This window comes from Rhodococcus sp. P4_B6, from assembly GCF_056402215.1.
This window is the reverse complement of record NZ_JBFUHV010000031.1, coordinates 20,896-44,947: the sequence shown is the minus strand read 5'-3', so window position 1 is coordinate 44,947 and position 24,052 is coordinate 20,896. Positions and strand designations below refer to the sequence as shown.

22 protein-coding genes are annotated in these 24,052 nt (G+C 68.0%); 18 read left to right on the top strand and 4 right to left on the bottom strand.

Features of this window, described 5'->3' with window-relative positions:
• Nucleotides 1–75 precede the first annotated feature (75 nt).
• Together AC1DWT_RS17480 and AC1DWT_RS17475 are read left to right on the top strand one after the other, a co-directional pair.
• Nucleotides 76–885: a class I SAM-dependent methyltransferase gene (locus AC1DWT_RS17480; RefSeq protein ID WP_477921545.1), complete on the top strand. Its 810-nt coding sequence runs from the start codon at nucleotides 76–78 to the stop codon at nucleotides 883–885.
• Nucleotides 886–940: 55 nt separating this feature from the next.
• A complete protein-coding gene (locus tag AC1DWT_RS17475; protein ID WP_206015097.1) occupies nucleotides 941–1,618 on the top strand; it encodes a L,D-transpeptidase family protein in 678 nt (225 codons plus the stop codon).
• A gap of 51 nt (nucleotides 1,619–1,669) precedes the next feature.
• On the opposite strand, the gene AC1DWT_RS17470 is transcribed toward AC1DWT_RS17475, so the two are convergent.
• On the bottom strand, nucleotides 1,670–3,367 hold the full coding sequence (locus AC1DWT_RS17470) for a fumarate hydratase (protein WP_072940593.1): 1,698 nt from the start codon (nucleotides 3,365–3,367) through the stop codon (nucleotides 1,670–1,672).
• Nucleotides 3,368–3,545: 178 nt separating this feature from the next.
• On the opposite strand from AC1DWT_RS17470, the gene AC1DWT_RS17465 reads away from it, so the two are divergent.
• A complete protein-coding gene (locus tag AC1DWT_RS17465) occupies nucleotides 3,546–4,316 on the top strand; it encodes a CPBP family intramembrane glutamic endopeptidase (RefSeq protein ID WP_072940590.1) in 771 nt (256 codons plus the stop codon).
• A 6-nt stretch (nucleotides 4,317–4,322) separates the two neighbouring features.
• Here the strand turns inward: AC1DWT_RS17465 and AC1DWT_RS17460 are convergent, their stop codons facing one another.
• Nucleotides 4,323–5,564, bottom strand: coding sequence for an esterase/lipase family protein (locus tag AC1DWT_RS17460; protein WP_477921543.1), 1,242 nt, complete (start codon nucleotides 5,562–5,564; stop codon nucleotides 4,323–4,325).
• Between the two features lie 325 nt (nucleotides 5,565–5,889).
• Nucleotides 5,890–6,027, bottom strand: coding sequence for a hypothetical protein (locus AC1DWT_RS17455; protein ID WP_167372164.1), 138 nt, complete (start codon nucleotides 6,025–6,027; stop codon nucleotides 5,890–5,892).
• Nucleotides 6,028–6,329: 302 nt separating this feature from the next.
• Here AC1DWT_RS17455 and AC1DWT_RS17450 point away from each other — a divergent pair, with 302 nt between their 5' ends.
• The gene (locus AC1DWT_RS17450) at nucleotides 6,330–6,848 is read left to right on the top strand and encodes an OmpA family protein (RefSeq protein WP_072940585.1); all 519 of its coding nucleotides are present in this window, start codon (nucleotides 6,330–6,332) and stop codon (nucleotides 6,846–6,848) included.
• Between the two features lie 9 nt (nucleotides 6,849–6,857).
• Here AC1DWT_RS17450 and AC1DWT_RS17445 read toward each other — a convergent pair whose 3' ends face one another.
• A complete protein-coding gene (locus AC1DWT_RS17445; protein ID WP_477921540.1) occupies nucleotides 6,858–7,988 on the bottom strand; it encodes an NADH:flavin oxidoreductase in 1,131 nt (376 codons plus the stop codon).
• A 138-nt stretch (nucleotides 7,989–8,126) separates the two neighbouring features.
• Between AC1DWT_RS17445 and AC1DWT_RS17440 the strand changes: the two genes are divergently transcribed.
• The 14 genes from AC1DWT_RS17440 (at nucleotide 8,127) to nuoI (ending at nucleotide 24,038) form a co-directional block, all read left to right on the top strand.
• On the top strand, nucleotides 8,127–9,758 hold the full coding sequence (locus AC1DWT_RS17440; protein ID WP_072940580.1) for an amidohydrolase: 1,632 nt from the start codon (nucleotides 8,127–8,129) through the stop codon (nucleotides 9,756–9,758).
• Complete coding sequence (locus AC1DWT_RS17435; RefSeq protein WP_477921538.1) at nucleotides 9,755–11,158, top strand: chloride channel protein; 1,404 nt, start codon at nucleotides 9,755–9,757, stop codon at nucleotides 11,156–11,158. The genes AC1DWT_RS17440 and AC1DWT_RS17435 overlap by 4 nt, the downstream gene beginning before the upstream one ends.
• Nucleotides 11,159–11,260: 102 nt before the next feature.
• A complete protein-coding gene (locus AC1DWT_RS17430) occupies nucleotides 11,261–12,160 on the top strand; it encodes a restriction endonuclease (protein ID WP_005253670.1) in 900 nt (299 codons plus the stop codon).
• A 190-nt stretch (nucleotides 12,161–12,350) separates the two neighbouring features.
• On the top strand, nucleotides 12,351–13,559 hold the full coding sequence (locus AC1DWT_RS17425; RefSeq protein WP_477921536.1) for a serine hydrolase domain-containing protein: 1,209 nt from the start codon (nucleotides 12,351–12,353) through the stop codon (nucleotides 13,557–13,559).
• A gap of 106 nt (nucleotides 13,560–13,665) precedes the next feature.
• Entirely contained in the window at nucleotides 13,666–14,088 is a 423-nt protein-coding gene (locus tag AC1DWT_RS17420) for an Rv3143 family two-component system response regulator (RefSeq protein ID WP_072940574.1), read from the top strand.
• A gap of 218 nt (nucleotides 14,089–14,306) precedes the next feature.
• Nucleotides 14,307–14,666 (top strand): NADH-quinone oxidoreductase subunit A, encoded by a 360-nt coding sequence (locus AC1DWT_RS17415; protein ID WP_015889709.1) that lies wholly within the window; start codon nucleotides 14,307–14,309, stop codon nucleotides 14,664–14,666.
• A gap of 49 nt (nucleotides 14,667–14,715) precedes the next feature.
• Complete coding sequence (locus tag AC1DWT_RS17410; RefSeq protein ID WP_005574811.1) at nucleotides 14,716–15,270, top strand: NuoB/complex I 20 kDa subunit family protein; 555 nt, start codon at nucleotides 14,716–14,718, stop codon at nucleotides 15,268–15,270.
• A gap of 84 nt (nucleotides 15,271–15,354) precedes the next feature.
• Nucleotides 15,355–16,077, top strand: a complete 723-nt coding sequence (locus tag AC1DWT_RS17405; RefSeq protein WP_095861107.1) for an NADH-quinone oxidoreductase subunit C — start codon at nucleotides 15,355–15,357, stop codon at nucleotides 16,075–16,077.
• On the top strand, nucleotides 16,077–17,393 hold the full coding sequence (nuoD, locus tag AC1DWT_RS17400) for an NADH dehydrogenase (quinone) subunit D (protein ID WP_072940570.1): 1,317 nt from the start codon (nucleotides 16,077–16,079) through the stop codon (nucleotides 17,391–17,393). Before AC1DWT_RS17405 ends, nuoD begins: the two co-directional genes overlap by 1 nt.
• Nucleotides 17,390–18,313 (top strand): NADH-quinone oxidoreductase subunit NuoE, encoded by a 924-nt coding sequence (gene nuoE / locus AC1DWT_RS17395; RefSeq protein ID WP_072940567.1) that lies wholly within the window; start codon nucleotides 17,390–17,392, stop codon nucleotides 18,311–18,313. Before nuoD ends, nuoE begins: the two co-directional genes overlap by 4 nt.
• 1 nt (nucleotide 18,314) lies before the next feature.
• Nucleotides 18,315–19,613, top strand: coding sequence for an NADH-quinone oxidoreductase subunit NuoF (gene nuoF / locus AC1DWT_RS17390; protein ID WP_477921532.1), 1,299 nt, complete (start codon nucleotides 18,315–18,317; stop codon nucleotides 19,611–19,613).
• A gap of 51 nt (nucleotides 19,614–19,664) precedes the next feature.
• Nucleotides 19,665–22,130 carry an NADH-quinone oxidoreductase subunit G gene (locus AC1DWT_RS17385; RefSeq protein WP_257015379.1) on the top strand — a complete coding sequence of 822 codons (2,466 nt, stop codon included), beginning with the start codon at nucleotides 19,665–19,667 and terminating at the stop codon, nucleotides 22,128–22,130.
• On the top strand, nucleotides 22,127–23,479 hold the full coding sequence (nuoH, locus tag AC1DWT_RS17380) for an NADH-quinone oxidoreductase subunit NuoH (RefSeq protein WP_477921529.1): 1,353 nt from the start codon (nucleotides 22,127–22,129) through the stop codon (nucleotides 23,477–23,479). The genes AC1DWT_RS17385 and nuoH overlap by 4 nt, the downstream gene beginning before the upstream one ends.
• Nucleotides 23,472–24,038: an NADH-quinone oxidoreductase subunit NuoI gene (gene nuoI, locus AC1DWT_RS17375; protein WP_072940556.1), complete on the top strand. Its 567-nt coding sequence runs from the start codon at nucleotides 23,472–23,474 to the stop codon at nucleotides 24,036–24,038. The genes nuoH and nuoI overlap by 8 nt, the downstream gene beginning before the upstream one ends.
• The last annotated feature ends 14 nt before the right edge of the window (nucleotides 24,039–24,052 follow it).

The following is a 24,052-nucleotide window of genomic DNA, read 5'->3' as shown; positions in this document are numbered from 1 at the left end:
AGAACCGTGGATCACAAAATCCTGAGGAGTAGGACAGCAATCCCATTATCTGATCGGAGTTGCTAGCGTCGAGGGATGGACGGCGACGAGACGGTCTACACCCACGGCCACGACGAGTCGGTGCTGCGGAACCATCGATGGCGCACCGCCGAGAACTCCGCCGGCTACCTGCTTCCGCATCTGCGCGGAGGCCTGACGCTGCTCGACGTCGGGTGCGGGCCGGGCACGATCACCGCCGACCTCGCGGGACTCGTCGCGCCCGGAGCAGTCACCGCCGTCGAGATGAACGACGAGGCGCTCTCGCTCGCGCGCAACGAGTTCACCGAGCGGGGAATCGCGAACGTCCAGACCGTCGTATCGGATGTCCACGCACTCGACTTCCCCGACGACAGCTTCGACGTCGTGCACGCGCATCAGGTCCTGCAGCACGTCGGCGATCCGGTGCAGGCGCTGCGCGAGATGAAGCGGGTGTGCCGACCCGGCGGAATCGTTGCCGCCCGCGACGCGGACTACGGCACCTTCACGTGGTATCCGCCGACACCCGAACTCGACGAATGGCTGGCGCTCTACAAGGCCGTCGCCCGGGCGAACGGCGGTGAACCCGACGCCGGCCGTCGCCTGCGGGCGTGGGCGCACGAGGCCGGTCTCGGCGACGTCGTGAACACGGCGAGCACGTGGTGTTTCTCCTCCGACGAGGATCGCGAGTGGTGGGGTGGGTCCTGGGCCGACCGCTCGCTGCGGTCGGCCTACGCGGACCGGGCGCTCGCGCTGGGGCTCGCCACCGAGGCAGACCTCGACCGCATCGCGGCCGGCTGGCGTGCGTGGGTGCGGGAGAACGACGGCTGGTTCGCGCTCCTGCACAGCGAGATCCTCTGCCGGGTGTAGTGCACCGCGAAGCGAAATTCTCGCGACCGGCGCCCGGGAATGGAACACTCGCCCCATGACGACGTTGCGCGTGGGTCGACTGTGGTTGCCGGGGCTGATGGTGATTCTGATCGGGCTGGTGTTCGCGCCCGGTGCCTCCGCGGCCCCGGATCGAGCGGTCTTCTCCGGAGACTCGGACCAGGTGATCACCGTCTACGCCCCGTCGGCGGGGTCGGTGAGCGCCGAACTGACCGCCTGGGAGCGGGGCTCGGACGGCACGTGGCAGGTGTTCGCGGGTCCCGTCGCCGCCGACGTCGGCGCGGAAGGAATCGGTGCGGCGAACGAATTCTCCACCCGCACCCCCGCCGGTGTCTTCCCGCTGTCGCAGGCGTTCGGCCGGCAGCCCGCTCCGGCGACGGCGATGCCGTACTTCCAGTCGGATCGGCGTGACTGGTGGGATTCGAATCCGCTCTCGCCGACGTACAACACGCACGTCCGGCAGGACGCGAGCCCCGGCGGTAACAGCGAGAACCTCTACTCGGCCGGACCGCTCTACGACTACGCGCTCGCGATCGGGTACAACGCCGCCCGCATCCCCGGCCTCGGTTCGGCGATGTTCCTGCACGTCACGGACGGCACCACCACTGAAGGGTGCGTCGCCGTCGACCGCGGCACGCTGACGACCCTCCTCGGCCGGCTCGACCCGGCAAAGAATCCGGTGATCGAGATCGCCGTAGGCGCTTCGCACCCGTGAGTGGTTGACGAGTGTCTGGACTCGTCAACCACTCACGGGCGGCGGAGCCGCCTACAGGCCGGGGCGCTTGCCGATGGTGAGGGTGGGGGTGGAGACGCCGGCGAAGAAGTCCTCGCCCTTGTCGTCGACCACGATGAACGCGGGGAAGTCCTCGACCTCGATCTTCCAGACCGCTTCCATGCCGAGCTCTTCGTACTCGACGATCTCGACCTTCTTGATGCAGTCGAGGGCGAGACGCGCCGCGGGACCGCCGATGGACCCCAGGTAGAAGCCGCCGTAGGACTTGCATGCGTCGGTGACCTGCTTGGACCGGTTGCCCTTCGCGAGCATCACCATGGAGCCGCCCGCGGCCTGGAACTGATCCACATAGGAGTCCATTCGACCGGCGGTGGTGGGGCCGAAGGAACCGGACGCCATGCCGTCGGGGGTCTTGGCCGGACCGGCGTAGTACACCGGGTGGTCCTTGAGGTACTGCGGCATCTCCTCGCCGGCGTCGAGCCGTTCCTTGATCTTGGCGTGGGCGATGTCGCGGGCGACGACGAGCGGGCCGGTGAGCGACAGCCGTGTCTTCACCGGGTGCTTGGACAGCTCGGCGAGGATCTCGGGCATCGGCTTGGTGAGGTCGATCTTGACGGCGGCGCCCTTGCCGGTGCCGGAGATGCCGTCGGTCTCGGCATCGAGCTGGGCGTCGGTGACCTCGGGGAGGAACCGGCCCGGGTTGAACTCCAGCTGCTCGAGGAAGACGCCCTCGGGGGTGATCTTCGCTTTGGCCTGGCGGTCCGCCGAGCAGGACACGGCGAGAGCGACGGGCAGCGAAGCGCCGTGGCGGGGGAGGCGGATGACGCGGACGTCGTGGCAGAAGTACTTGCCGCCGAACTGTGCGCCGATGCCGATCTGACGGGTCAGCTCGAGCACCTTCTCCTCGAGTTCGAGGTCGCGGAAGCCGCGACCGGTGATCGCGCCCTCGTTGGGGAGTTCGTCGAGGTAGTGCGCGGACGCGTACTTGGCCGTCTTCAGCGCGAACTCCGCGGACGTGCCGCCGACGACGATCGCGAGGTGGTACGGCGGGCAGGCTGCGGTGCCGAGGGCGCGGATCTTCTCCTCGAGGAACCGCATCATGCCGTCCGGGTTGAGGATCGCCTTGGTCTCCTGGAACAGGTAGGACTTGTTGGCGCTGCCGCCGCCCTTGGCCATGTACAGGAACTTGTACGTGTTCTCGTGGCCGGTCGCCGTGTCGGCGTAGAGCTCGATCTGGGCGGGGAGGTTGCTGCCGGTGTTCTTCTCGTCCCACATCGTGATCGGCGCGTTCTGCGAGTACCGCAGGTTGAGCCGGGTGTAGGCGTCGTAGACGCCGCGCGCGACGGCCTTCTCGTCGTCGCCGGGGGTGAGGACGTGCTGGCCGCGCTTGCCCATGACGATCGCGGTGCCGGTGTCCTGGCACATCGGCAGCACGCCTGCGGCGGAGATGTTGGCGTTCTTCAGCAGGTCGAGCGCCACGAACTTGTCGTTGCCCGACGCCTCGGGATCATCGAGGATGCTCGCGAGCTGCGTCAGATGGTCGCTGCGCAGGTAGTGCGAGATGTCGTGGAGTGCGGTCTCGGTGAGCAGGCGCAGCGCCTCGGGCTCGACGGACAGGAAGGTGCGGCCGCCGGGTCCTTCGACAGTCGACACCCCCTCGGTGGTCAGCAGCCGATATTCGGTGGGGTCCTCACCGATCGGCAGCAAGTCCTCGTAGAGGAAGTCGGCCATTCTATCTCCTGGACAGCTGGTTGTGTGAAGTTCGTCTTCAGGCTAGACGCGGGCTCCGGCGGCCCTGTGACGCGGGGGCATGCTTTCACCTGCACAGTGGCGTGGCTCACAGAGTTCTCACAAGTAAATCCGTACACTTGACTGGATGCTTGAACACGGAACGAGATCGGCCGGCCGAATGACCCTTGCAGTCCAGGACGCCGGAGCCGCCGACGACGAGACGTCCGGTGCACGTGCCAAGCGGCCCGTACTGCACGCCTACCTCGACATCGCGATCGTGGTGGTCGTCCTCGCGGCCACGAATCTGATCGCGCACTTCACCACCGCGTGGGCCAGCATCGCGACCGTTCCCATCGCCGCCGTCGTGCTGCTCGTGCTCACCCGGCGCCGCGGACTCGGCTGGGCAGAACTGGGGCTCTCGCCCCGGCACTGGCGCAAGGGGTCGCTGTACGCCCTCGCGGCGATGGGCCTCGTGATCGGCGTCGTCGCGATCGGTGCCGCCCTGCCGATCACCCGGCCGTTCTTCATGGCCGACCGGTACGCCACGATCTCCGGCGCCCTGATCGCGTCGATGATCGTCATCCCGCTGCAGACCGTCATCCCCGAGGAACTCGCGTTCCGCGGCGTGCTGCACGGCACCCTCGACCGCGTGTACGGCGCCCGCGGCGTCTTCGCGGCGGGATCGCTGATGTTCGGTCTCTGGCACATCGCGTCCTCGCTGGGACTGACGTCGGGCAACAAGGGATTGTCGAGCTTTCTCGGCGGCGGCGTCCTCGGGCAGGTGCTCGGGATCCTCGCCGCGGTGGTCGCCACCGCGGCCGCGGGCATCGTGTTCACCTGGCTCCGCCGCCGCAGCGGCAGTCTGATCGCGCCCATCGCGCTGCACTGGTCGTTGAACGGCGCGGGTGCGCTCGCGGCCGCCGTCGTGTGGCACACGACCATGGCCTGAGCAGGGTCAGGTCTCCGGGGCGCCGAGCCACTCGAGCAGCTTCTCGTACACCGACTCGTGGTTGAGCATCGTGAAGTGATTCGCGGGTGCGAGGTGCATGCCGTTTTCATCGCGGAAGCCGATCATCCGCGTCCGGTTCCGTCCGGACGCGGACGGCACGAGCACCATGCCGTCGCCGAGCAGGCGGCCCAGCGGATGCCGCGGGCTGCGGGTGATGGTCGCGGAGACGAAGCAGTACGTCACGCCGTCGAGGAGGGGGACCTCGCTGATGGCCGCGGCACGGAGGGCGTCCGGGTCGCGACCGCGCCAGTCCTCGTCGACGAGCGAACCCTGATTCAGATCCCGGATGCCGGCGCTCCTCCGTTGCAGGAGTCCGGAGATCGCCCGCGTCTCGGGCAGTGCGGCCAGGCCGGCGCTCGCAAAGTGGACAGCCTGCTCCAGCGGGGCGCCGAGGTGAGGTGAGCCGAGGCTCACGACCTGCCGCACCCGCCGCACCCACGGGCGGTCGTCGAGGTAGGCGATTCGGCAGGCGCTGCGGGCGACGAGGCCGCCCATGGAATGCCCCACGAGTGCGATCGACTCGACGTCCACGGGCCAGTGCTCGGTGACCGCGTCCAGAAGGTCGGACAGGCTCCTGCCGTTGTCGGAGATGTGCCGGCCGGAGTTGTAGCGGATCTGCAGCGCCGTGTATCCCAGGTCGGTCTCGAGTCGTTCACCGTAGGTCGGGCGGCCGCCCAGCGACCACGCGTCCTCGGTCTCGACGAGTCCGTGCAGGAAGACGACGATGCGGCCGCGGGCGTGGGGGAAGGCATCGGCGAGCGTGGACTCGGCCGCCGTGAGTGCGACGCCGCCTACCCGTATCGCCAGGGGTTCGGCGAGCACGGACCCCTCCGATTCCAGTACGTCGCCGATCAGCCCCTGGATCGCGGCGATGGCCCGGGCTCCGCGGCGCGTCTGGGACGGCGGGACGTTCTCCGCCGACGGGAAGTCGAGGAACTGTCCCGCGAGGGAACCCCCGAGTCGGGCGGTGTCGGCGACGAGCGCATACACGGCGGCGGTGATCTCGTCGTGGAGCGCCTTTGCGGGGAGGGCGTGGGTGCCGACGCCGAGCCGTACTCCGGCGAAGACCCGGTCCGCGACGGCGCGGTGGATGCTGCCGAGGCCGCCGGCGGCGGCCCCGATTTCGTCGAGGGCCAGCCGGGCGAGTGCCCGCACCTCGGAGCGGCGTCTGATCTGCGGGTCGGTCACGAGATTTGAGTGTACGCATGTGCACTGAGATGTGCGCGTGCTGCGAAACCGCCGAAATGTGCAGCGCGCGCGATTATTTCGCGAATAAACCAACGGTGAAACGGAAATGTTGATCGTGCGAATGGCGAATCAATTGGTCGACCGACCAATTCCGGGGAAAATGCTGGTGACGCGAATAATGAACATGTTCACGTCGCGAATTATTCATCGTAATAGATACGTGATCGACACGATCGTGACGCTGCCGGCAACGCCGCGACGGGGCCCRCGCGCCTGAGCGCACGAACCCCGTCGCGGGTGTTCAAGTCTTGTGCCAGCGGAAATGCTAGCCAAGCGTGGCTGCGGCCGCCGTTGCGGCGTCTGCGCCACCGCCCAATGCGTCGGCGGAACCCGAGAAGAAGTCCAGGGCACCGGCGAGGTCGGAGAAGGCGGAGAAGAATTCGGACAGGAAGGCGAGATCCATGCGTGTAACTCCTTGCTCGGTTGTGGGCATTTATGTTGGCGCTGAGCGGGCGCCGGATTCATTCCTACCGTTATTGAAATGAGATCGCAATCCGTGGAATTAACCGAATTGAAACGGAAGGCGAATCAACGGTTTTTGGGCAGGTGAGAAGCCTGTGTCCGGATTCACATCCGTCCGAGAAATCTCACGATGTGGGAGCCTGGGCCGTGTTCGAATCCCACCTTCGAGGGTGCGGGCGGGGCTATCCTCGTCCCACGACGTGTAGCGCTTTCCGGACATACGGACGTATAGGGGAAACCATCATGCGCAAGACCATCGTCACCGGCATCGCGGTCGCGGCCCTCGCGCTGCTCGGCGTGGCCGGCTGTTCCAACGACTCGAACGAGGCTCCGATCGCGACCACGACGACGGCCTCCGCGTCCGATCGGGTGGAAGGCGCGATCAGCAGTGTGCAGGCCACGGCGTCGTCCGCCGTGAACACCGCGCGCGAGGCCACCCAGAACGCGATCAACTCGGCCATCGCGGCGGTCCCGATCGGATTCGAGTCGGGAACCGCCGAACTCAACGCCCTCTCGGACGTGACCGTCAAGGCGGTGGCCGCCGCGATGAAGGCGGGCGACGCCAAGATCGCGATCGAGGCGTACGCCAGCAACACGGACGAGGCGGCCGCCGAACTCCTCGCCGACCAGCGCGCTCAGGCCGTCGCGAACGCCCTCGAGGCGCAGGGGGTCGACAAGAGCCGCATCTCGACCGAGGGCACGGCGAACCCACCCGAAGGCGTGAACGTCGATCAGGTGGAGATCACCGTCGAGGACAGCTGACCGGCGCGGTCAGTGCAGGACCGCCCGGTGCTCGTTGCTGTACGGGATGTGCTCGGCGGTCCTGCCGTCGCGGAGTTTGAGCACCCACTCCGGATCGGACAGCAGTGCGCGGCCGACGGCCACGAGATCGAACTCGCCGTTCTCGTACTGCCGGAGCAGGCGGTCGACACCGGCGGTGTTCGAGGCGCCGTCCGACGTGAAGGCCGTCGTGAACACGTCGTCGAGACCCACCGAACCGACCGTGATCGTGGGCAGTCCCGTCAGCCGCTTGGTCCATCCGGCCAGGCCGAGTTCGCCGTCCTCACCGGACAGCTCGGCGAAGGCCGGGTCCCAGTGCCTGCGGGTGGACGGGTGCAGCACGTCGACACCGGCGGCGACGAGGGGCGTCAGCACGGCCGCGAGTTCGTCGGGGGTCTGCGCGATGCGCGAATCGTAGTGGTTCGACTTCCACTGGGAGAAGCGGTAGACGATCGCGAAGTCGTCCCCGACGGCCTCGCGGATCGCTGCGACCACCTCGACCGGGAACCGGGTGCGGGCCTCGAGAGATCCGCCGTAACCGTCGGAGCGGACGTTCGTGCGGTCCCACAGGAACTGGTCGAGCAGATAGCCGTGGGCGCCGTGCAGTTCGATGCCGTCGAAGYCCACGTCACGCGCGTTGACGGCGGCCGCCACCCAGGCCTCGCGCAGCGCGTCGAGATCGGACCCGGTGAATTCGCGTCCCAGCCGGGTTCCGTCCAGCGCGATTCCGGACGGGCTGGCCGTCGTCACCTCGGGGTTCATACGCGGCTGCGGGCCGCGTTCGACGCCCAGATGCCACAGCTGCGGGATGATCTGCCCGCCCTCCTCGTGGACCGCGTCCACCACGGACTTCCAGCCCGCGAGGCTGTCCTGTCCGTAGAGGAGCGGCACCCGGGTGTGGGATCCGGCTACGGGGTCCGGAATGTACGTCCCCTCGGTGATGACGAGACCGACCCCGCCCGCCGCACGCCGGCGGTAGTACGCCGCCACGTCCTCCCCGGGAATGCCGTCAGGGGAGAAAGCCCTGGTCATGGGTGCCATCGCGAAGCGATTCCGGGGCTGGAGGGATTTGACGGCGAACGGCTCGAAGAGGCCGTCCACGGGCAGAGGTGTTTCGGTCATGCCTGTCTGTAACCGATCGCGGTTACGCACTATTCCTGCATATGACCTGCTGCGTAGTTGTAATCTGAAGTCACAGTCGACACTCGCTGCCGGCGCATGGGCACTCGCCCGCGCCCGGTCTGACGGGAGGGTGCACTGATGGGCACGAACGACGGAAAACCTGCCGATCTGGTGCTGTTCGGTGACGTGGTCACCATGAACGACGCCGCGCCGCGCGCTCGGGCGGTCGCGGTGCGGGACGGGCGGATCGCCGCCGTCGGCAACGACGCCGCGGTGTTTCCGCTGATCGGACCGGCAACGATCGCGGTCGACGTGCACCGCGCCTGCATCCTCCCCGGGTTCGTCGAGGCGCACGGTCACCCGCTGAACTCGGCGGTGCTGCTCGGCGAACCGGTGGTGGACATCAGACCGGTGACCATCGCCGACGCCGGCGAGGTGGTCGACGCCGTCCGCCGCGCCGTGGACGAGCACCCCGACGGCGCCGTGCTCAACGGCTGGGACCCTCTGCTCCAGAAGGGGCTGCCGGAACCGTCCCGGGAATGGCTCAATTCCGTCGCTCCAGACACCTCCCTGGTGATCCTGCACAACACCGGTCACGTGGCGTATTTCAACGACGTCGCCGCCCGGGAAGCCGGATTGTCCAAGAAGACACCGGACCCGGAGGGCGGCAGCTTCGGTCGCGACAAGTCGGGCGACCTGAACGGTTCGGCGTTCGAGGCGCCCGCGGTGATGGCGGTGGCAGCCTCGATCCTCGACGGTGCGTCCACCCGGCTGCCGGAACTCCTCGCCGCGGAATGCGCGCGGATGAACGCGGCAGGCATCACCACCGCGAGCGAGATGGCATTCGACCCACGCTTCCGGAGCGCCCTGACCGCGATCGCCCGGTCCGGTGCTCTCACCACCCGGCTGCGGCTGTACGAGATGTCGAACCCGGAGCGCTCCACGGACGTGTCACCCGGAGTGGGCGACGACCTGCTGCGCCAGGTGGGTATCAAGATCTGGTCGGACGGCTCGCCGTGGGTGGGCAACGCGGCCACGAGTTTCCCGTATCTCGACACGGACGTCACCCGGTCGCTCGGCCTCGCCGGATCGCGCGGCAAGGCCAATTACACCGCGGACGAGATACTCGAGATCAGCAAGCCGTACTTCGAGAACGGCTGGCAGATCTCCTGCCACGCCAACGGTGACGCCGCGGTCACCCTGGCCCTCGACGCGTGGGAGCGGATGCTCGCCGAGTCGCCGCGCGACGATCACCGACTGCGACTCGAGCACGTGGGGGCGATGACCCCGGAGCAGTTCCGCCGTGCGACCGAACTCGGCGTCACGTGCAGCCTTTTCGTCGACCACCTCTACTACTGGGGCGACGTGCTCGTCGACGACCTGTTCGGTCCCGAACGCGGAGCATGTTGGGCCGCTGCAGCTTCCGCGATCGCGGCGGGTCAGCGGATCTCGTTCCACAACGACGGTCCCGTGACCCCGACCAACCCGTTGCGCAACATCGCCGACGCCGTCACCCGCCGCACCCGGTCGGGACGGGTGCTCGCCCCCGAGGAGCGGATCTCGGTCCCGGACGCCTTGCGTGCGGAGACGATCAACTCGGCGTGGCACCTCCGGAGCGAGGACGCGATCGGGGCGATCGTCCCCGGGCTGCACGCCGATCTCGTCGTGCTGTCGGCCAACCCGCTTCTGGTGGATCCCGACGACATCGCGGACCTCGAAGTGCTCGCCACGATCCTGGAGGGTCGAACGGTCTTCGGAAAGCTGGAGTGATCCGGGTGGCGTCCTGGTCGCGGGCTCTGCGGTCGATCGGGGCGCCGGCCGGAGCCTGGATCCGCACCGCGGGCTACACCCGCAAATGGCTGGTCCTCGGTGTCGTCATCGGCATCGTCGCCGGGCTCGGCGCGGTCGTGTTCTACGTCGCGCTGTCGGAGGCGACGCAACTGCTGATCGTCGACATCGGCGGGTACCACCCGCCGACCGCGGCCGGTGACGGCGGCGCGGGCGGCAGCAGGGAGTTCACCAGACCGTGGGCGATTCCGCTCGTGGTGTGCCTGGGCGGTCTCGTGTCGGGCATCCTCGTGTTCACCCTGGCCCCCGAGGCCGAGGGGCACGGCACCGACGCGGCGATCGAGGCCGTGCACCGGGACCCCCGCATGATCCGCGTCCGCGTCGTGCTGGTGAAGCTGGTCGCGTCGGCGATCACGATCGGGTCCGGCGGGTCCGGCGGTCGAGAGGGGCCGACCGCGCAGATCTCGGCGGGTTTCGGATCGCTCCTCGCCCGCAGGCTGGACCTGTCCCCGCGGGACGGCCGCATCGCCGTGGCGATCGGCATCGGCTCCGGCATCGGCGCCATCTTCGGCGCCCCGCTCGGCGGTGCGGTGCTGTGCTGCACCATCCCGTACAAGGAGGACTTCGATTTCGAGGTGCTCGTGCCTGCGCTGGTCACGTCGATCGTCAGTTACACCGTGTTCGGCAGCTTCCTCGGCTTCGGGCCGCTGTTCGGGTACGCCGCCCAGGACTACGTCTTCGACACCCCGRCCCAGTTGGTGTGGTTCGCGCTCATCGGTGTGCTCGGCGGCCTCATCGGATTGCTGTACAGCGGGACGTTCTACACCGCCGTCGACCTCACCCACCGCCTGCCGGGCAGCCGGATCGTCAAGCCGGCGGTCGGCGGGCTGCTCGTCGGACTGATGGCACTGGTGCTGCCGGAGGTGCTGGGCAGCGGATACGGCTGGATCCAGCAATCGATGGCCCGCGACGACCTCGCGGCCATCCCGCTGTGGGTGGTGCTGTTGTTGCCGTTCGCGAAGATCCTCGCGACGTCGCTGTCCATCGGATCCGGTGGATCGGGCGGCATCTTCGGTCCGGGCATGGTGATCGGGGCGTTCACCGGCGCCGCGGTGTGGCGACTGCTGGAGCCGATCGCCCCGGGCGTCCCCGACAATCCGGCGCCCTTCGTCATCGTCGGCATGATGGCGTGTTTCGGGAGCATCGCCCGCGCGCCGCTCGCGGTGATGCTGATGGTTGCGGAGATGACGGGAAGCATCGGCGTGCTCGTGCCGGGGATGATCGCGGTCGGACTCGCCTACCTCATCGTGCGCCGATCGGGGAAGACGATCTACCGGGCGCAGCTCGAGAACCGGGCGGAGGCTCGCCTCGCCCAGGGATGATCGGATCGGAGTCCGTGTGCGGAGTGCCCGGAGGATCCGGGTCCGTGTGCGGAGTGCCCGGAGGATCCGGGTCCGTGTGCAGAGTGCCCGGAGGATTCGGGCATGCTTGTGGCCATGACTGTTCACGTTCCTCAGTACGTCGACCTCCTCTGGCCAGCGCTTCAGGCTGCCATTGCTCTCGGTGGTTCGGCGTCCAACGAGGAGCTCGACAGCGCAGTCGTTGAGCGAGAAGGTCTTTCGTCCGACGTGCAGGGCGTGCTGCACGGTGACGGTCCGAGCACCGAGATCGAGTACCGGCTGGCGTGGGCCCGCACCTACCTCAAGGGGATGGGTCTGCTCACCAACAGCCGTCGCGGGGTGTGGAGTGTGACGGAGAAGGGCCGCGAGGTCGCCGAGAGCGAGATCCGCCCGTTGCACGCCGAGTTCTCCGCCGAGAACCGCAAGAAGAATGCCGCCCGCAAATCGGCGAAGGCCGCATCCCGGAGGAACGACGAACCGGACGCCAACATCGCCGAGGCCGAGAACGACGCGGACTGGAAGGACCTGCTGCTCGACACGGTACTGAAGATGTCGCCGCCTGCGTTCGAGCGGCTGACCCAGCGGTTGCTGCGGGAGGCCGGATTCTCGAGCGCGTCCGTTACCGGTCGCGGCGGCGACGGCGACATCGAGGGCCTCGGCGTGTACCAGTTGTCGTTGCTCAGTTTCCCCGTGTTCTTCCAGTGCAAGCGCTACAGCGGCAGTGTCGGCGCCGGGGCGGTGCGCGATTTCCGTGGCGCGATGGCGGGTCGCGGCGAGAAGGGTCTGCTCATCACGACCGGAACCTTCACCGGTGACGCCCGCACGGAGTCCAAGAGGGACGGTGCCCCGCCCATCGACCTCATCGACGGCGACCGGCTGTGCGACCTGTTGAAGGAGCATTCACTGGGGGTGCAGACCACGACGCGTCTCGTCGAGGACGTCGAGGTCAGGTCCGATTACTTCCACTCGCTCGAGCCGAAATGATCATGGTCGGGTCACCTCTCCGGATCATGGTCGGGTCACCTCTCCGGGCCCCGGACACTCTTTCCCGTTGCGGTATGGCCACGAAGCGATCACGCAGGCTCTGAAGCGGTGCCGACGGCGTTCTCCCGTGTGTAAAGAGGAAGTTAAATGCACATGTCACTGACGTGAAGAGCGACCGAGGGAAGTCGACATGACGACCACATCGCCGTGGCCGTTGAGGCGCCGCACCGTACGGCCACCGGCGGGGATGCTGGCGGACCGGCGATTCGGGGTGCTCGTCGACCAGTTCTTCCGGCTCTTCCACGACGTCGGCCAGGGCGGCGGTGCGCTGGCCGTCTACCTCCACGGTGAGCCGGTCGTCGACGTGTGGGCCGGGTGGGCGAGCCGCAACACGTTCTGGCAGGAGGACACGGTCACCCTCACGTTCTCCACGGGCAAGGGCGTCGCGTCGACCGTGCTGCACCGTCTCGCGGGACGCGGGATCATCGACTACGACGCCCCGGTGGCGCAGTACTGGCCCGAGTTCGCCACCGCGGGCAAGGACGAGATCACGGTGCGCGAACTGCTGTCGCACCGCGCCGGACTGCACCGCGTTCGCGGACTCGTTCCGGGCCCCCTGAGTCTGATGGACCATGGCCTGGTCAGTGCCGCCCTGGCCGCGGCGACCCCGGATCGGCGGCGGCTGAAGACCCCCGGCTATCACGCCGTGACATTCGGCTCGCTGGTCGCCGAACTGACGTCCCGTGCGGCCGGAACACCGTTCACCGAACTGGTGCGCACCGAGGTCGCCGAACCGCTCGGGGTGAAGGAATTCTGGTACGAGGTGCCGCCCGCCGAGCGGTCCCGCATCGCGAGGACCTTCCCGCACATCAACCCGTTCGGTGTTCCGTGGGGTGCGACGTCGTTCGCGATGGCGCGGCTGCCCGGTCTCCGCAACGTCGCCGACGCCGGCATGCCCGCCGGTTTCGACGCCCTCGTCCGCAACCCTGCGATCCACGACAGCGTGATGCCGGGATGGAACGGCGTGTTCAGTGCCCGCGCCCTGGCGCGCATGTACGGGGCGCTGGCCAACGGCGGAACCGTCGGCGGTGTCGAATTCCTCCCGCCGGAGGTCGTGGCGCAGCTGAGCCAGGTGCAGACCACGGCCCGCGACTACGTACTGGGCATACCGATGAACTGGCGGCTCGGCTACCACGCGGGAATGGTCGCGCGCCGCAAGCAGCCGTCGAATACGTTCGGGCACTACGGGTTGGGTGGGTCTGGCGCGTTCGCCGACGCCGACACGGGTCTGTCGATCGCCTTCGTCACCAACCGGCTCGGCAACATGCTGACCCCCATCGCGGATCTCCGCCTGCCGAAGCTCGGTTCCACGGCGCTCGCCATCGCGGAGAGACTGTAGCCGGGCAGCTGCGGCCGCCGGCCAAACCAATTCGATTTCGACGCGCCGTTTTTCGATCGACGCGAGCCGCCGGTCTGGAAGGCGGGGGACCGGTAGCATCGTCTCCGTGACCGACGCGACCGCCCACACCAGCCGTTCTGATCGGTTGCGTGTCCTCGTCTACAGCGACGACGCGAGCACCCGCCAGAAGGTCGTGCTGGCGTTGGGGAAGCGTCCGCACCCCGACCTTCCGGAGCTGGAGTACGTCGAGGTGGCGACGGCGCCCGTGGTGATCCGGGAGATGGATGCCGGCGGCATCGACCTGGCCGTCCTGGACGGCGAGGCGGTGCCCGCGGGCGGGATGGGGATCGCCAAGCAGTTGAAGGACGAGATCGACGAGTGCCCGCCGATCCTGGTCCTGACCGGACGTCCCGACGACGCCTGGCTGGCCAGCTGGTCGCGCGCGGAGGCCGCGGTGCCGCACCCGCTCGACCCGATCCGGTTGTCCGAAGCGGTCATAGCGCTGCTCCGCACCCGACTCTCTGCTTAGGGTCTCCTGACTTCCGATTCCGCCGTCCGAAGGCGCATCGAGCGCCTGTCCCGCAGCGGTTTTCCGCATTTCCAGATCGCCTTGAACTCGCTCGGTCAAATCGGCCGGGCCCGACGACTTCCCTTGTACGCTGTGGCATAACTCACAAGAGCGTAGCTTCGGAAACGACCGCCCGGGAATCGGGCGGACAGGCTCGGGAAGAGGGGAGCTGAGACGGCGTGAATGTCTACGTGCCGATCCTCGTGCTCGGGGCGATTGCGGTCGCGTTCGCGGTGTTCTCCGTGATCGTGGCGAGGATCGTCGGTCCGAGACGCTACAACCGTGCCAAGCTCGACGCCTACGAGTGCGGGATCGAGCCGACGTCCTCGCCGCTGGGCGCGGGCCGCATCCCGGTGAAGTACTACCTGACGGCCATGCTGTTCATCATCTTCGACATCGAGATCGTGTTCCTCTATCCGTGGGCTGTTCATTTCGACGCCCTCGGCTTCTTCGGTCTCGGGGCCATGGCCCTGTTCATCTTCAATGTCTCCGTCGCCTACGCGTACGAGTGGCGGCGTGGCGGTCTCAGTTGGGACTGATCGGTCCCGTCAGCGATCGAAAAGCTAAGTCGGAAGAGAAGAGTCGGATATGGGCATCGAGGAGAAGCTGCCGAGCGGCTTCCTGCTGACCACGGTGGAGGGGCTTGCGGGCTACGTCCGGAAGGGCTCGCTGTGGCCCGCCAGTTTCGGGCTCGCGTGCTGCGCGATCGAGATGATGGCCACCGCAGGCGGACGCTTCGACATCGCCCGCTTCGGCATGGAGGCGTTCCGTGCCTCACCCCGGCAGGCCGATCTGATGATCGTCGCCGGCCGGGTGAGCCAGAAGATGGCGCCGGTGCTGCGGCAGATCTACGACCAGATGGTGGAGCCGAAGTGGGTGCTGGCGATGGGCGTGTGCGCGTCGTCGGGTGGGATGTTCAACAATTACGCGATCGTGCAGGGTGTCGACCACATCGTCCCTGTCGACATCTACTTGCCGGGGTGCCCGCCGAGGCCCGAGATGCTGCTGAACGCGATCCTCGCGCTGCACGAGAAGATCCAGCAGATGCCGCTCGGTGTTCACCGGGAGGAGGTGGCGCGTGCGGCTGAGCAGGCCGCGCTGGCCGCCACCCCCACCATCCAGATGAAGGGCCTGCTCCGGTGACGGCGCGCGCAGCGAGGGAGCGGAGCAACCCGAGCAAGTGCCGGAGCCGTGCGGTCTGGACTGAGGAACGAGGGAGCGTAGCGAGTGAGTGACGAGGGAAGACCGCACGACCAAGCTCCGGCACCCGCGAGCGCAGCGAGCCATGTCCCAGAGCAGATCGGTGTGCGTAAGGGTTTGTTCGGGGTGCGGGGTAGTGGGGATACGTCGGGGTATGGGCGGTTGGTGCGTCCGGTGTTGTTGCCGGGGAGTACGCCGCGGCCGTTCGGCGGGTATTTCGACGAGGTGGCGGATGGGTTGGGGGCGGCGCTGGCGGAGTCGGGGGTGGGCTTCGAGGTGGCGGTGGAGTCGGTGGTGGTGTTTCGGGGTGAGGTGACGTTCGGTGTGCGGCGCGAGTTCTTGGTGCCGGTGGCGCGTGCGTTGCGGGATGAGCCGGATCTGCGGTTCGAGATGTGTCTGGGTGTGAATGGTGTGCATTTCCCGCAGGATGCGGGCCGGGAGTTGCATGCGGTGTATCCGTTGTTGTCGATTACGCACAATCGGCGGATCCGTCTGGAGGTGGCGGTGCCGGATGGGGATCCGCATATTCCGTCGTTGTACGACGTGTATCCGACGAATGATTGGCACGAGCGGGAGACGTACGACTTCTTCGGGATCGTGTTCGACGGTCATCCGTCGTTGACGCGGATCGAGATGCCGGATGACTGGCCGGGTCATCCGCAGCGGAAGGACTATCCGCTCGGCGGTATCCCCGTCGAGTACAAGGGCGCGGAGATCGCGCCGCCGGACGAGCGGCGGGGGTACAGCTGATGAGCGAGGACACGGTTTTCACGGTTGCCGGTCAGGACTGGGACGAGGTTGTCGATGCGGTGAAGGCGGCGTCGGAGGACGCGGGTTCGGGGAGCGGTGAGGAGCGCATCGTCGTGAACATGGGTCCGCAGCATCCGTCGACGCACGGGGTGCTGCGGCTGATCTTGGAGATCGAGGGTGAGACGGTCACGGAGGCCCGGTGCGGGATCGGCTATCTGCATACGGGGATCGAGAAGAATCTCGAGTATCGGACGTGGACGCAGGGCGTGACGTTTGTGACGCGGATGGATTACCTGTCGCCGTTCTTCAATGAGACGGCGTATTGCCTCGGTGTGGAGAAGTTGCTCGACATCACGGATCAGGTGCCGGAGCGGGCGAGTGTCATCCGGGTGATGTTGATGGAGCTCAACCGCATCTCCTCGCATCTGGTGGCGCTGGCCACGGGCGGGATGGAGTTGGGTGCGGTGACGGCGATGCTGTTCGGTTTCCGGGAACGTGAGTTGGTCCTGGATGTGTTCGAGTTCATCACGGGGTTGCGCATGAACCATGCGTATATCCGGCCGGGTGGGTTGTCGCAGGATCTGCCGGAAGGGGCGGTGGAGAAGGTCCGCGAGTTGCTCACGTTGATGCCGGAGCGGTTGCGGGACATGGAAAATCTGCTGAACGACAACCGGATCTGGAAAGGGCGCACCAAGGGCATCGGGTATCTCGACCTCACGGGGTGCATGGCGCTCGGCATTACGGGTCCGATGTTGCGTGCGACGGGTCTGCCGCACGATCTGCGGAAGTCGCAGCCGTATTGCGGGTACGAGAATTACGAGTTCGAGGTCAGCACCGACACCGGGTGCGACGCGTACGGCCGCTACCTGATCCGGGTCGACGAGATGAAGGAGTCGCTGAAGATCGTCGAGCAGTGTCTCGACAAGTTGCGGCCGGGGCCGATCATGGCGGAAGACAAGAAGATCGCGTGGCCTGCGGATCTGACGTTGGGCCCGGATGGTCTGGGTAATTCGCCGGAGCATGTCCGCGAGATCATGGATTCGTCGATGGAGTCGCTGATCCATCATTTCAAGTTGGTGACAGAGGGTTTCCGGGTGCCGCCGGGCCAGGTGTATGTGGCGGTGGAGTCGCCGCGGGGTGAGCTCGGGGTGCACATGGTGAGCGACGGCGGCACGCGCCCGTTCCGGGTGCATTTCCGGGATCCGTCGTTCACGAATCTGCAGTCGGTGGCGGCCACGTGTGAGGGCGGCATGGTGGCGGATGTGATTGCCGCGGTCGCGAGTATCGATCCCGTCATGGGGGGAGTGGATCGATGACCGAGCGAACCGCACCGGCGCAACCACCTGTTTTCATCGAGTTCGGGCCTCGGCCGGAGGAGAACGGCCGGCTGGTGCGGCCGGGTGCGCGGGAGGAGTATCCGCCGGAGATACGGGCGCGGCTCGACGCCGACGCCGATGTCGTCGTCGCGCGTTATCCGAATTCGCGTTCCGCGCTGCTGCCGCTGTTGCATCTGGTTCAGGCGGAGGACGGGTGCATCACGCCGGCGGGGGTCGAATTCTGTGCCGGCCGGCTCGGGTTGACCGGAGCCGAGGTGGCCGCGGTGGCGACGTTCTATTCGATGTACCGGCGCGAGCCGACGGGCGACTATTACGTGGGGGTGTGCACCAACACGTTGTGCGCGGTCATGGGCGGCGACGCGATCCTCGCCGCGCTGGAGGAGCATCTCGATCTGCCGCACGGTGGCACGTCCGCGGACGGCAAGGTCACGTTGGAGCACATCGAGTGCAACGCGGCGTGCGATTACGCCCCGGTGGTGATGGTGAACTGGGAGTTCTTCGACAATCAGACCCCGGAGTCGGCCCGCTCGCTCGTCGATTCCCTGCGGTCGGGGGCCCGGGTGTCGCCGAGCCGCGGCGCGACGCTGTGCACGTTCCGGGAGACCGCCCGCATTCTCGCCGGGTTCCCTGACGAGCGTCCCGGTGCGCTCGAGGAGGGCGGCGCCGCAGGCGAAGCGACACTGGCCGGCCTGCGCGTTGCGCGGGAACGGGGGATGACGGCGCCTGATCCGGCGGAGACGTCCCTCGTCCCGGAGCCGCAGGCACGGGACACCGAGGCGGTGGCGGCCGAGTCGACGAAGGACGAGCCGGCGCCTGCCCCGTCGGCGACGGTGCCTCCGGATCGCTCCACCTCCGAAACGAACCCGGCTGCGACCGACCCGGGACGGAAGGGAGACTGACATGCCGCTGACCCCGGTCCTGAGCCGCTACTGGGACGAGCCCGAATCCTGGACCCTCGACACGTACCGTCGCCACGACGGGTACGAGGGCCTGCAGAAGGCGCTGCGTATGGAGCCGGACGAGGTCATCGCGACGGTCAAGGAGGCCGGTCTGCGCGGTCGCGGCGGTGCCGGATTCCCGACCGGCATGAAGTGGTCGTTCATCCCGCAGGGCGACGACAAGCCGCACTACCTCGTGGTCAACGCGGACGAGTCCGAACCGGGCACCTGCAAGGACATGCCGCTGATGCTGGCCACGCCGCACGCGCTCGTGGAGGGCGTCATCATCGCGGCGTACGCGATCCGCGCCGGTCACGCCTTCATCTACGTGCGCGGCGAGGTGGTGCCGGTGCTGCGCCGGCTGCAGGCCGCGGTCGCGGAGGCGTACGCGGCGGGCTACCTAGGCAAGAACATCCTGGGTACCGGGTTCGACCTCGAGTTGGTCGTGCACGCGGGTGCCGGGGCGTACATCTGCGGCGAGGAGACGGCGCTGCTCGACTCGCTGGAGGGGCGCCGCGGCCAGCCGAGGCTGCGTCCGCCGTTCCCCGCGGTGGCCGGTCTCTACGCGTCCCCGACCGTCGTCAACAACGTCGAGTCGATCGCGAGCGTCCCGCCGATCATCGTGAACGGTATCGAGTGGTTCCGCTCGATGGGCAGCGAGAAGTCGCCCGGGTTCACCCTCTATTCCCTGTCGGGGCACGTGACCACACCCGGACAGTACGAGGCTCCACTGGGAATCACGTTGCGGGAGTTGCTCGAGTACGCGGGCGGCGTCCGCGCCGGGCATCGGTTGAAGTTCTGGACGCCGGGCGGTTCGTCGACGCCGATCTTCACGGACGAGCATCTCGACGTCGCTCTCGACTACGAGGGTGTCGGCGCCGCCGGGTCGATGCTGGGCACCAAGGCCCTGCAGATCTTCGACGAGACCACGTGTGTGGTGCGCGCCGTGCTCCGCTGGACCGAGTTCTATGCGCACGAGTCGTGCGGCAAGTGCACGCCCTGCCGGGAGGGCACCTATTGGCTGGTGCAGATCCTGGAGCGGCTCGAGCGGGGGGAGGGGACCGATGCGGACCTGCAGAAGTTGCTCGACATCGCGGACAACATCCTCGGCAAGTCGTTCTGCGCTCTCGGTGACGGTGCGGCGAGCCCGATCATGTCCTCCATCAAGTACTTCCGCGACGAGTACCTCGCGCACTTCGAGCAGGGCGGCTGCCCGTTCGACCCGCATCAGTCCACGCTCATGGCTGGAGTAGACGCGTGATGTGGCACCGGGGCCGCGCGGTCTGGACCGAGGAGCGAGGGAGCGCAGCGAATGAGTGACGAGGGAAGGGCGGGCGTGAAAGCCCCGGTGCCCGCGAGCGGAGCGAGCCCTCACACAGTGAGCGTTGTCATCGACGGGGTGGAGGTGAGTGTTCCCAAGGGCACGTTGGTGATTCGTGCCGCGGAGATGATCGGTATTCAGATCCCGCGGTTCTGCGACCACCCGTTGCTCGATCCGGTCGGCGCCTGCCGTCAGTGCCTCGTCGACGTGGAGGGGCAGCGTAAGCCGCTCGCCTCCTGCACCACGACCGTCACCGACGGCATGGTTGTCCACACCCAGCTCACGTCGCCGGTCGCCGACAAGGCGCAGAAGGGGGTGATGGAGTTGCTGCTGATCAATCATCCGCTGGACTGCCCGGTGTGCGACAAGGGCGGCGAGTGCCCGTTGCAGAATCAGGCGATGTCCAACGGGCGCGCGGAGTCGCGTTTCGGGGAGATCAAGCGCACGTTCCCCAAGCCGATTCCGCTGTCCACAGAGGTCCTTCTGGACCGGGAGCGGTGTGTGCTGTGCGCGCGGTGCACCCGGTTCTCCCAGCAGGTTGCGGGGGATCCGTTCGTCGAGCTGATGGAGCGGGGTGCGCTGCAGCAGGTCGGGATCTACGCGAAGGAACCGTTCGAGTCGTACTTCTCCGGCAACACCGTCCAGATCTGCCCGGTGGGCGCGCTGACGGGTACCGCGTACCGGTTCCGGGCCCGCCCRTTCGATCTGATCTCCAGCCCCAGTGTGTGCGAGCACTGTGCGAGCGGTTGCGCCCAGCGCACCGATCATCGGCGGGGCACGGTGTTGCGGCGGCTGGCGGGCGACGACCCCGAGGTCAACGAGGAATGGAATTGCGACAAGGGGCGGTGGGCGTTCGCCTACGCCACCCAGGCCGACCGGATCACCACCCCGCTGGTCCGCGGCGGCGACGGCACGCTGGCGCCCGCCTCCTGGTCGGAGGCCCTGGCCGTCGCTGCGCGGGGACTGACCGCGGCGCGGGGCAGTGCGGGTGTTCTCGTCGGTGGTCGGTCCACGTGGGAGGACGCCTACGCCTACGCGAAATTCGCGCGAACGGCGCTCGGCACCAACGACATCGACTTCCGCAGTCGCGCACACTCCGGTGAGGAGGCCGACTTCCTGGCGGCCCGGGTGGCGGGGCAGCGACTCGCGGTCACCTACGACGATCTCGACGCCGCGCCGATCGTTCTCCTCGCCGGGTTCGAGCCGGAGGAGGAGTCGCCGATCGTGTTCCTCCGCCTGCGCAAGGCGGCGCGCACGAAGGCCGTTCCGGTGTACTCGATCGCCCCGTACACGTCCCGCGGCCTCGAGAAGGTGTCCGGCAGACTGCTGCGGGCCGCGCCGAATGCGGAACCGGAGGTCCTCGACGGACTCCGCACGGGTGATGCGGACCCGGGGGTCACCGAGTTGCTTCGCCGACCGGGTGCGGTCGTCGTGGTGGGGGAGCGGCTCGCCGCGGTGCCGGGGGCACTGTCCGCCGCGGTCCGGCTGGCCGACGCCACCGGTGCCCGGCTGGCCTGGGTGCCGCGACGCGCCGGTGAACGCGGCGCACTCGAGGCGGGCGCGCTGCCCGGACTGCTCCCGGGTGGCAGGCCGGTGGGCGATCCCGAGGCCCGTCGGCAGGTCGCGTCGGTGTGGAATGCCGCGGATCTACCGGACACCGCGGGCCGCGACACCGCGAGCATCCTCGCCGCCGCCGAATCGGGGACGCTGGGGGCGCTGGTGATCGGCGGTGTGGAGATCGACGACCTCCCCGACCCGCAGGCCGCGACGGCGGCCGTCGACGCGGCCGGCTTCGTCGTGAGTCTGGAACTGCGCCACAGTGCGATCACCGACCGCGCGGACGTGGTGTTCCCCATCGCACCGGTCATGGAGAAGCCGGGCACCTTCGTCGACTGGGAGGGCCGCACCCGGGATTTCGACGCCGCACTCCGCGGCACCGGGGCGATGCCCGATCAGCGTGTGCTCCACGCGATCGCCGGCGAAATGGGTGTCCCGCTGGGTCTTCCCGACGCGGCGACCGCACGGCGGGAACTCGAACGGCTCGGCGCCTGGGACGGTGACTTCCCGGATCCGCCCGACGTCCCGCAGTCCCCACGGCGGGACCCCGGGGCGGGGGAGGCGGTGCTCGCCACGTGGCGGATGCTGCTCGACTCGGGGCGGTTGCAGGACGGGGAACCGCACTTGGCGGGCACGGCGCGCACCCCGGTCGTGCGGATGTCCGCGGCGTCGGCGGCCGAGACGGGTGCCGGTGACGGAGATCCGGTCACCGTCGCGACGGAACGAGGCGAGGTGACGTTGCCGTTGGTGATCACCGACATGCCGGATCGGGTGGTGTGGCTGCCGCTCAACTCGCCCGGCTCCGCGGTCTACCGCCAACTGGCCGCCGGGGCGGGAACCGTCGTGAACGTACGCCGCGCCGCAACCACCAACGGGATCGCCCCGGGAGGTGCGCTGTGACGATCGCGGCCGTCTACCCCGACCCGGCACTGTTCGGGCACGACCCGTGGTGGCTGGTTCTGGGCAAGGCGCTGGCCGTCTTCGTGTTCCTCGTCCTCACCCCGCTTCTGACGATTCTGGCCGAACRCAAGGTCATGGCCTGGATGCAGATGCGCGTCGGCCCGAACCGGGTGGGCCCGCGGGGCATGCTGCAGAGCCTCGCAGACGGCATCAAGCTCGCCTTGAAGGAGGGGATCGTCCCGAAGGGTGTGGACAAGCCGATCTACATAATCGCGCCGATCATCGCCGCGGTGCCCGCGTTCATGGCGTTCGCGGTGATCCCGTTCGGCCCTGCGGTGTCGATCTTCGGGCACTACACGCCATTACAGCTGACGGACCTGCCGGTGGCCGTGCTCTACGTCCTCGCAGCCACGTCGATCGGCGTCTACGGCATCGTGCTCGCCGGCTGGGCGTCCGGCTCCACGTACCCGCTGCTGGGAGGTCTGCGCTCGACGGCGCAGGTGATCTCGTACGAAATCGCGATGGCGTTGTCGTTCGCGGCCGTCTTCCTGGACGCAGGAACGATGTCCACGTCGGGCATCGTCGCCTCCCAGGAGCACACCTGGTACATCTTCCTGCTGCTGCCGTCGTTCCTCATCTACGTCACCTCGATGGTGGGTGAGACCAACCGGGCGCCCTTCGACCTGCCCGAGGCCGAAGGCGAACTGGTCGGCGGGTTCCACACCGAGTACTCCTCGCTGAGCTTCGCGATGTTCATGCTCGCCGAGTACGTGAACATGGTGACCGTCTCGGCGCTCGCCACCACCCTGTTCCTCGGCGGCTGGCACGCACCGTTCCCGCTCAGTCTGTGGGACGGCGCGAACTCCGGTTGGTGGCCGGTGCTGTGGTTCACGCTGAAGGTCTGGGGTTTCCTGTTCGTGTTCGTCTGGTTGCGCGCCACGCTGCCCCGGCTGCGGTACGACCAGTTCATGGGTCTCGGCTGGAAGATCCTGATCCCGATCTCGCTGGTGTGGGTCATGATCGTCGCCACCGTCCGGGCCTTCCGCAACGACGGCTACGACGCCCGGACGATCACCCTCGTCGTCGCGGGCCTCGTCGTGGCCCTCGTCGTGGTGGCGCTGCTGTGGAAGCGTCTGCGTCCGGGCCGCGTTCACGCACCAGAGAAACCGGTCGAGCCGCGCGACCGCGCCGAACTGTCCCCGGAGACACTCGAACCATTCGACCCCATGGCCGGTGGATACCCGGTTCCGCCGATGCCGGGTCAGACGCTACCCGCGTTCCGGCGCACGCCCGTCTCCGTCACCGGCGCGCCCTCCACCGGCTCGACTCAGGAGAACAGCGATGACTAAATTCCTCGGCCCCATAGCGGGATTCGGCGTGACCTTCTCCACGATGTTCAAGAAATCGAACACCGAGTTCTACCCGGAGGAGAAGACGCCGACGGCGCCCCGCTATCACGGCAGGCATCAGCTCAACCGGTACGCGGACGGCCTGGAGAAGTGCATCGGGTGCGAACTGTGCGCCTGGGCGTGCCCCGCCGACGCCATCTTCGTCGAGGGCGCCGACAACACCGACGAGGAACGCTTCTCGCCCGGCGAGCGGTACGGCCGGGTGTACCAGATCAACTACCTGCGCTGCATCGGGTGCGGCCTGTGCATCGAGGCGTGCCCGACACGGGCGCTGACCATGACGAACGAATACGAGATGGCCGACGACAACCGGGCGGGGCTGATCTACGAGAAGGATCGGCTGCTGGCCCCGCTCGAGTCCGGCATGGTCGATTCGCCGCACCCGATGGCCCCGGGAACCACGGCCGAGGACTACTACCGCGGCACGGTGACCGGGGGAGCGGCGCCCGCGTCGCAGGACGAGTCCGAGGCGGACGACACGGCGGGGGACAGGCCGTGATCGAGGGAGGAGAG

What these genes read in the sequence shown, in the direction of transcription:
- AC1DWT_RS17480 (WP_477921545.1), top strand. Translation starts at nt 76, where the DNA reads ATGGACGGCGACGAGACGGTCTACACCCACGGCCACGACGAGTCGGTG.
- AC1DWT_RS17475 (WP_206015097.1), top strand. Translation starts at nt 941, where the DNA reads ATGACGACGTTGCGCGTGGGTCGACTGTGGTTGCCGGGGCTGATGGTG.
- AC1DWT_RS17470 (WP_072940593.1), bottom strand. Translation starts at nt 3,367, where the DNA reads ATGGCCGACTTCCTCTACGAGGACTTGCTGCCGATCGGTGAGGACCCC.
- AC1DWT_RS17465 (WP_072940590.1), top strand. Translation starts at nt 3,546, where the DNA reads ATGACCCTTGCAGTCCAGGACGCCGGAGCCGCCGACGACGAGACGTCC.
- AC1DWT_RS17455 (WP_167372164.1), bottom strand. Translation starts at nt 6,027, where the DNA reads ATGGATCTCGCCTTCCTGTCCGAATTCTTCTCCGCCTTCTCCGACCTC.
- AC1DWT_RS17450 (WP_072940585.1), top strand. Translation starts at nt 6,330, where the DNA reads ATGCGCAAGACCATCGTCACCGGCATCGCGGTCGCGGCCCTCGCGCTG.
- AC1DWT_RS17440 (WP_072940580.1), top strand. Translation starts at nt 8,127, where the DNA reads ATGGGCACGAACGACGGAAAACCTGCCGATCTGGTGCTGTTCGGTGAC.
- AC1DWT_RS17430 (WP_005253670.1), top strand. Translation starts at nt 11,261, where the DNA reads ATGCTTGTGGCCATGACTGTTCACGTTCCTCAGTACGTCGACCTCCTC.
- AC1DWT_RS17425 (WP_477921536.1), top strand. Translation starts at nt 12,351, where the DNA reads ATGACGACCACATCGCCGTGGCCGTTGAGGCGCCGCACCGTACGGCCA.
- AC1DWT_RS17410 (WP_005574811.1), top strand. Translation starts at nt 14,716, where the DNA reads ATGGGCATCGAGGAGAAGCTGCCGAGCGGCTTCCTGCTGACCACGGTG.
- nuoD (WP_072940570.1), top strand. Translation starts at nt 16,077, where the DNA reads ATGAGCGAGGACACGGTTTTCACGGTTGCCGGTCAGGACTGGGACGAG.
- nuoE (WP_072940567.1), top strand. Translation starts at nt 17,390, where the DNA reads ATGACCGAGCGAACCGCACCGGCGCAACCACCTGTTTTCATCGAGTTC.
- nuoF (WP_477921532.1), top strand. Translation starts at nt 18,315, where the DNA reads ATGCCGCTGACCCCGGTCCTGAGCCGCTACTGGGACGAGCCCGAATCC.
- nuoI (WP_072940556.1), top strand. Translation starts at nt 23,472, where the DNA reads ATGACTAAATTCCTCGGCCCCATAGCGGGATTCGGCGTGACCTTCTCC.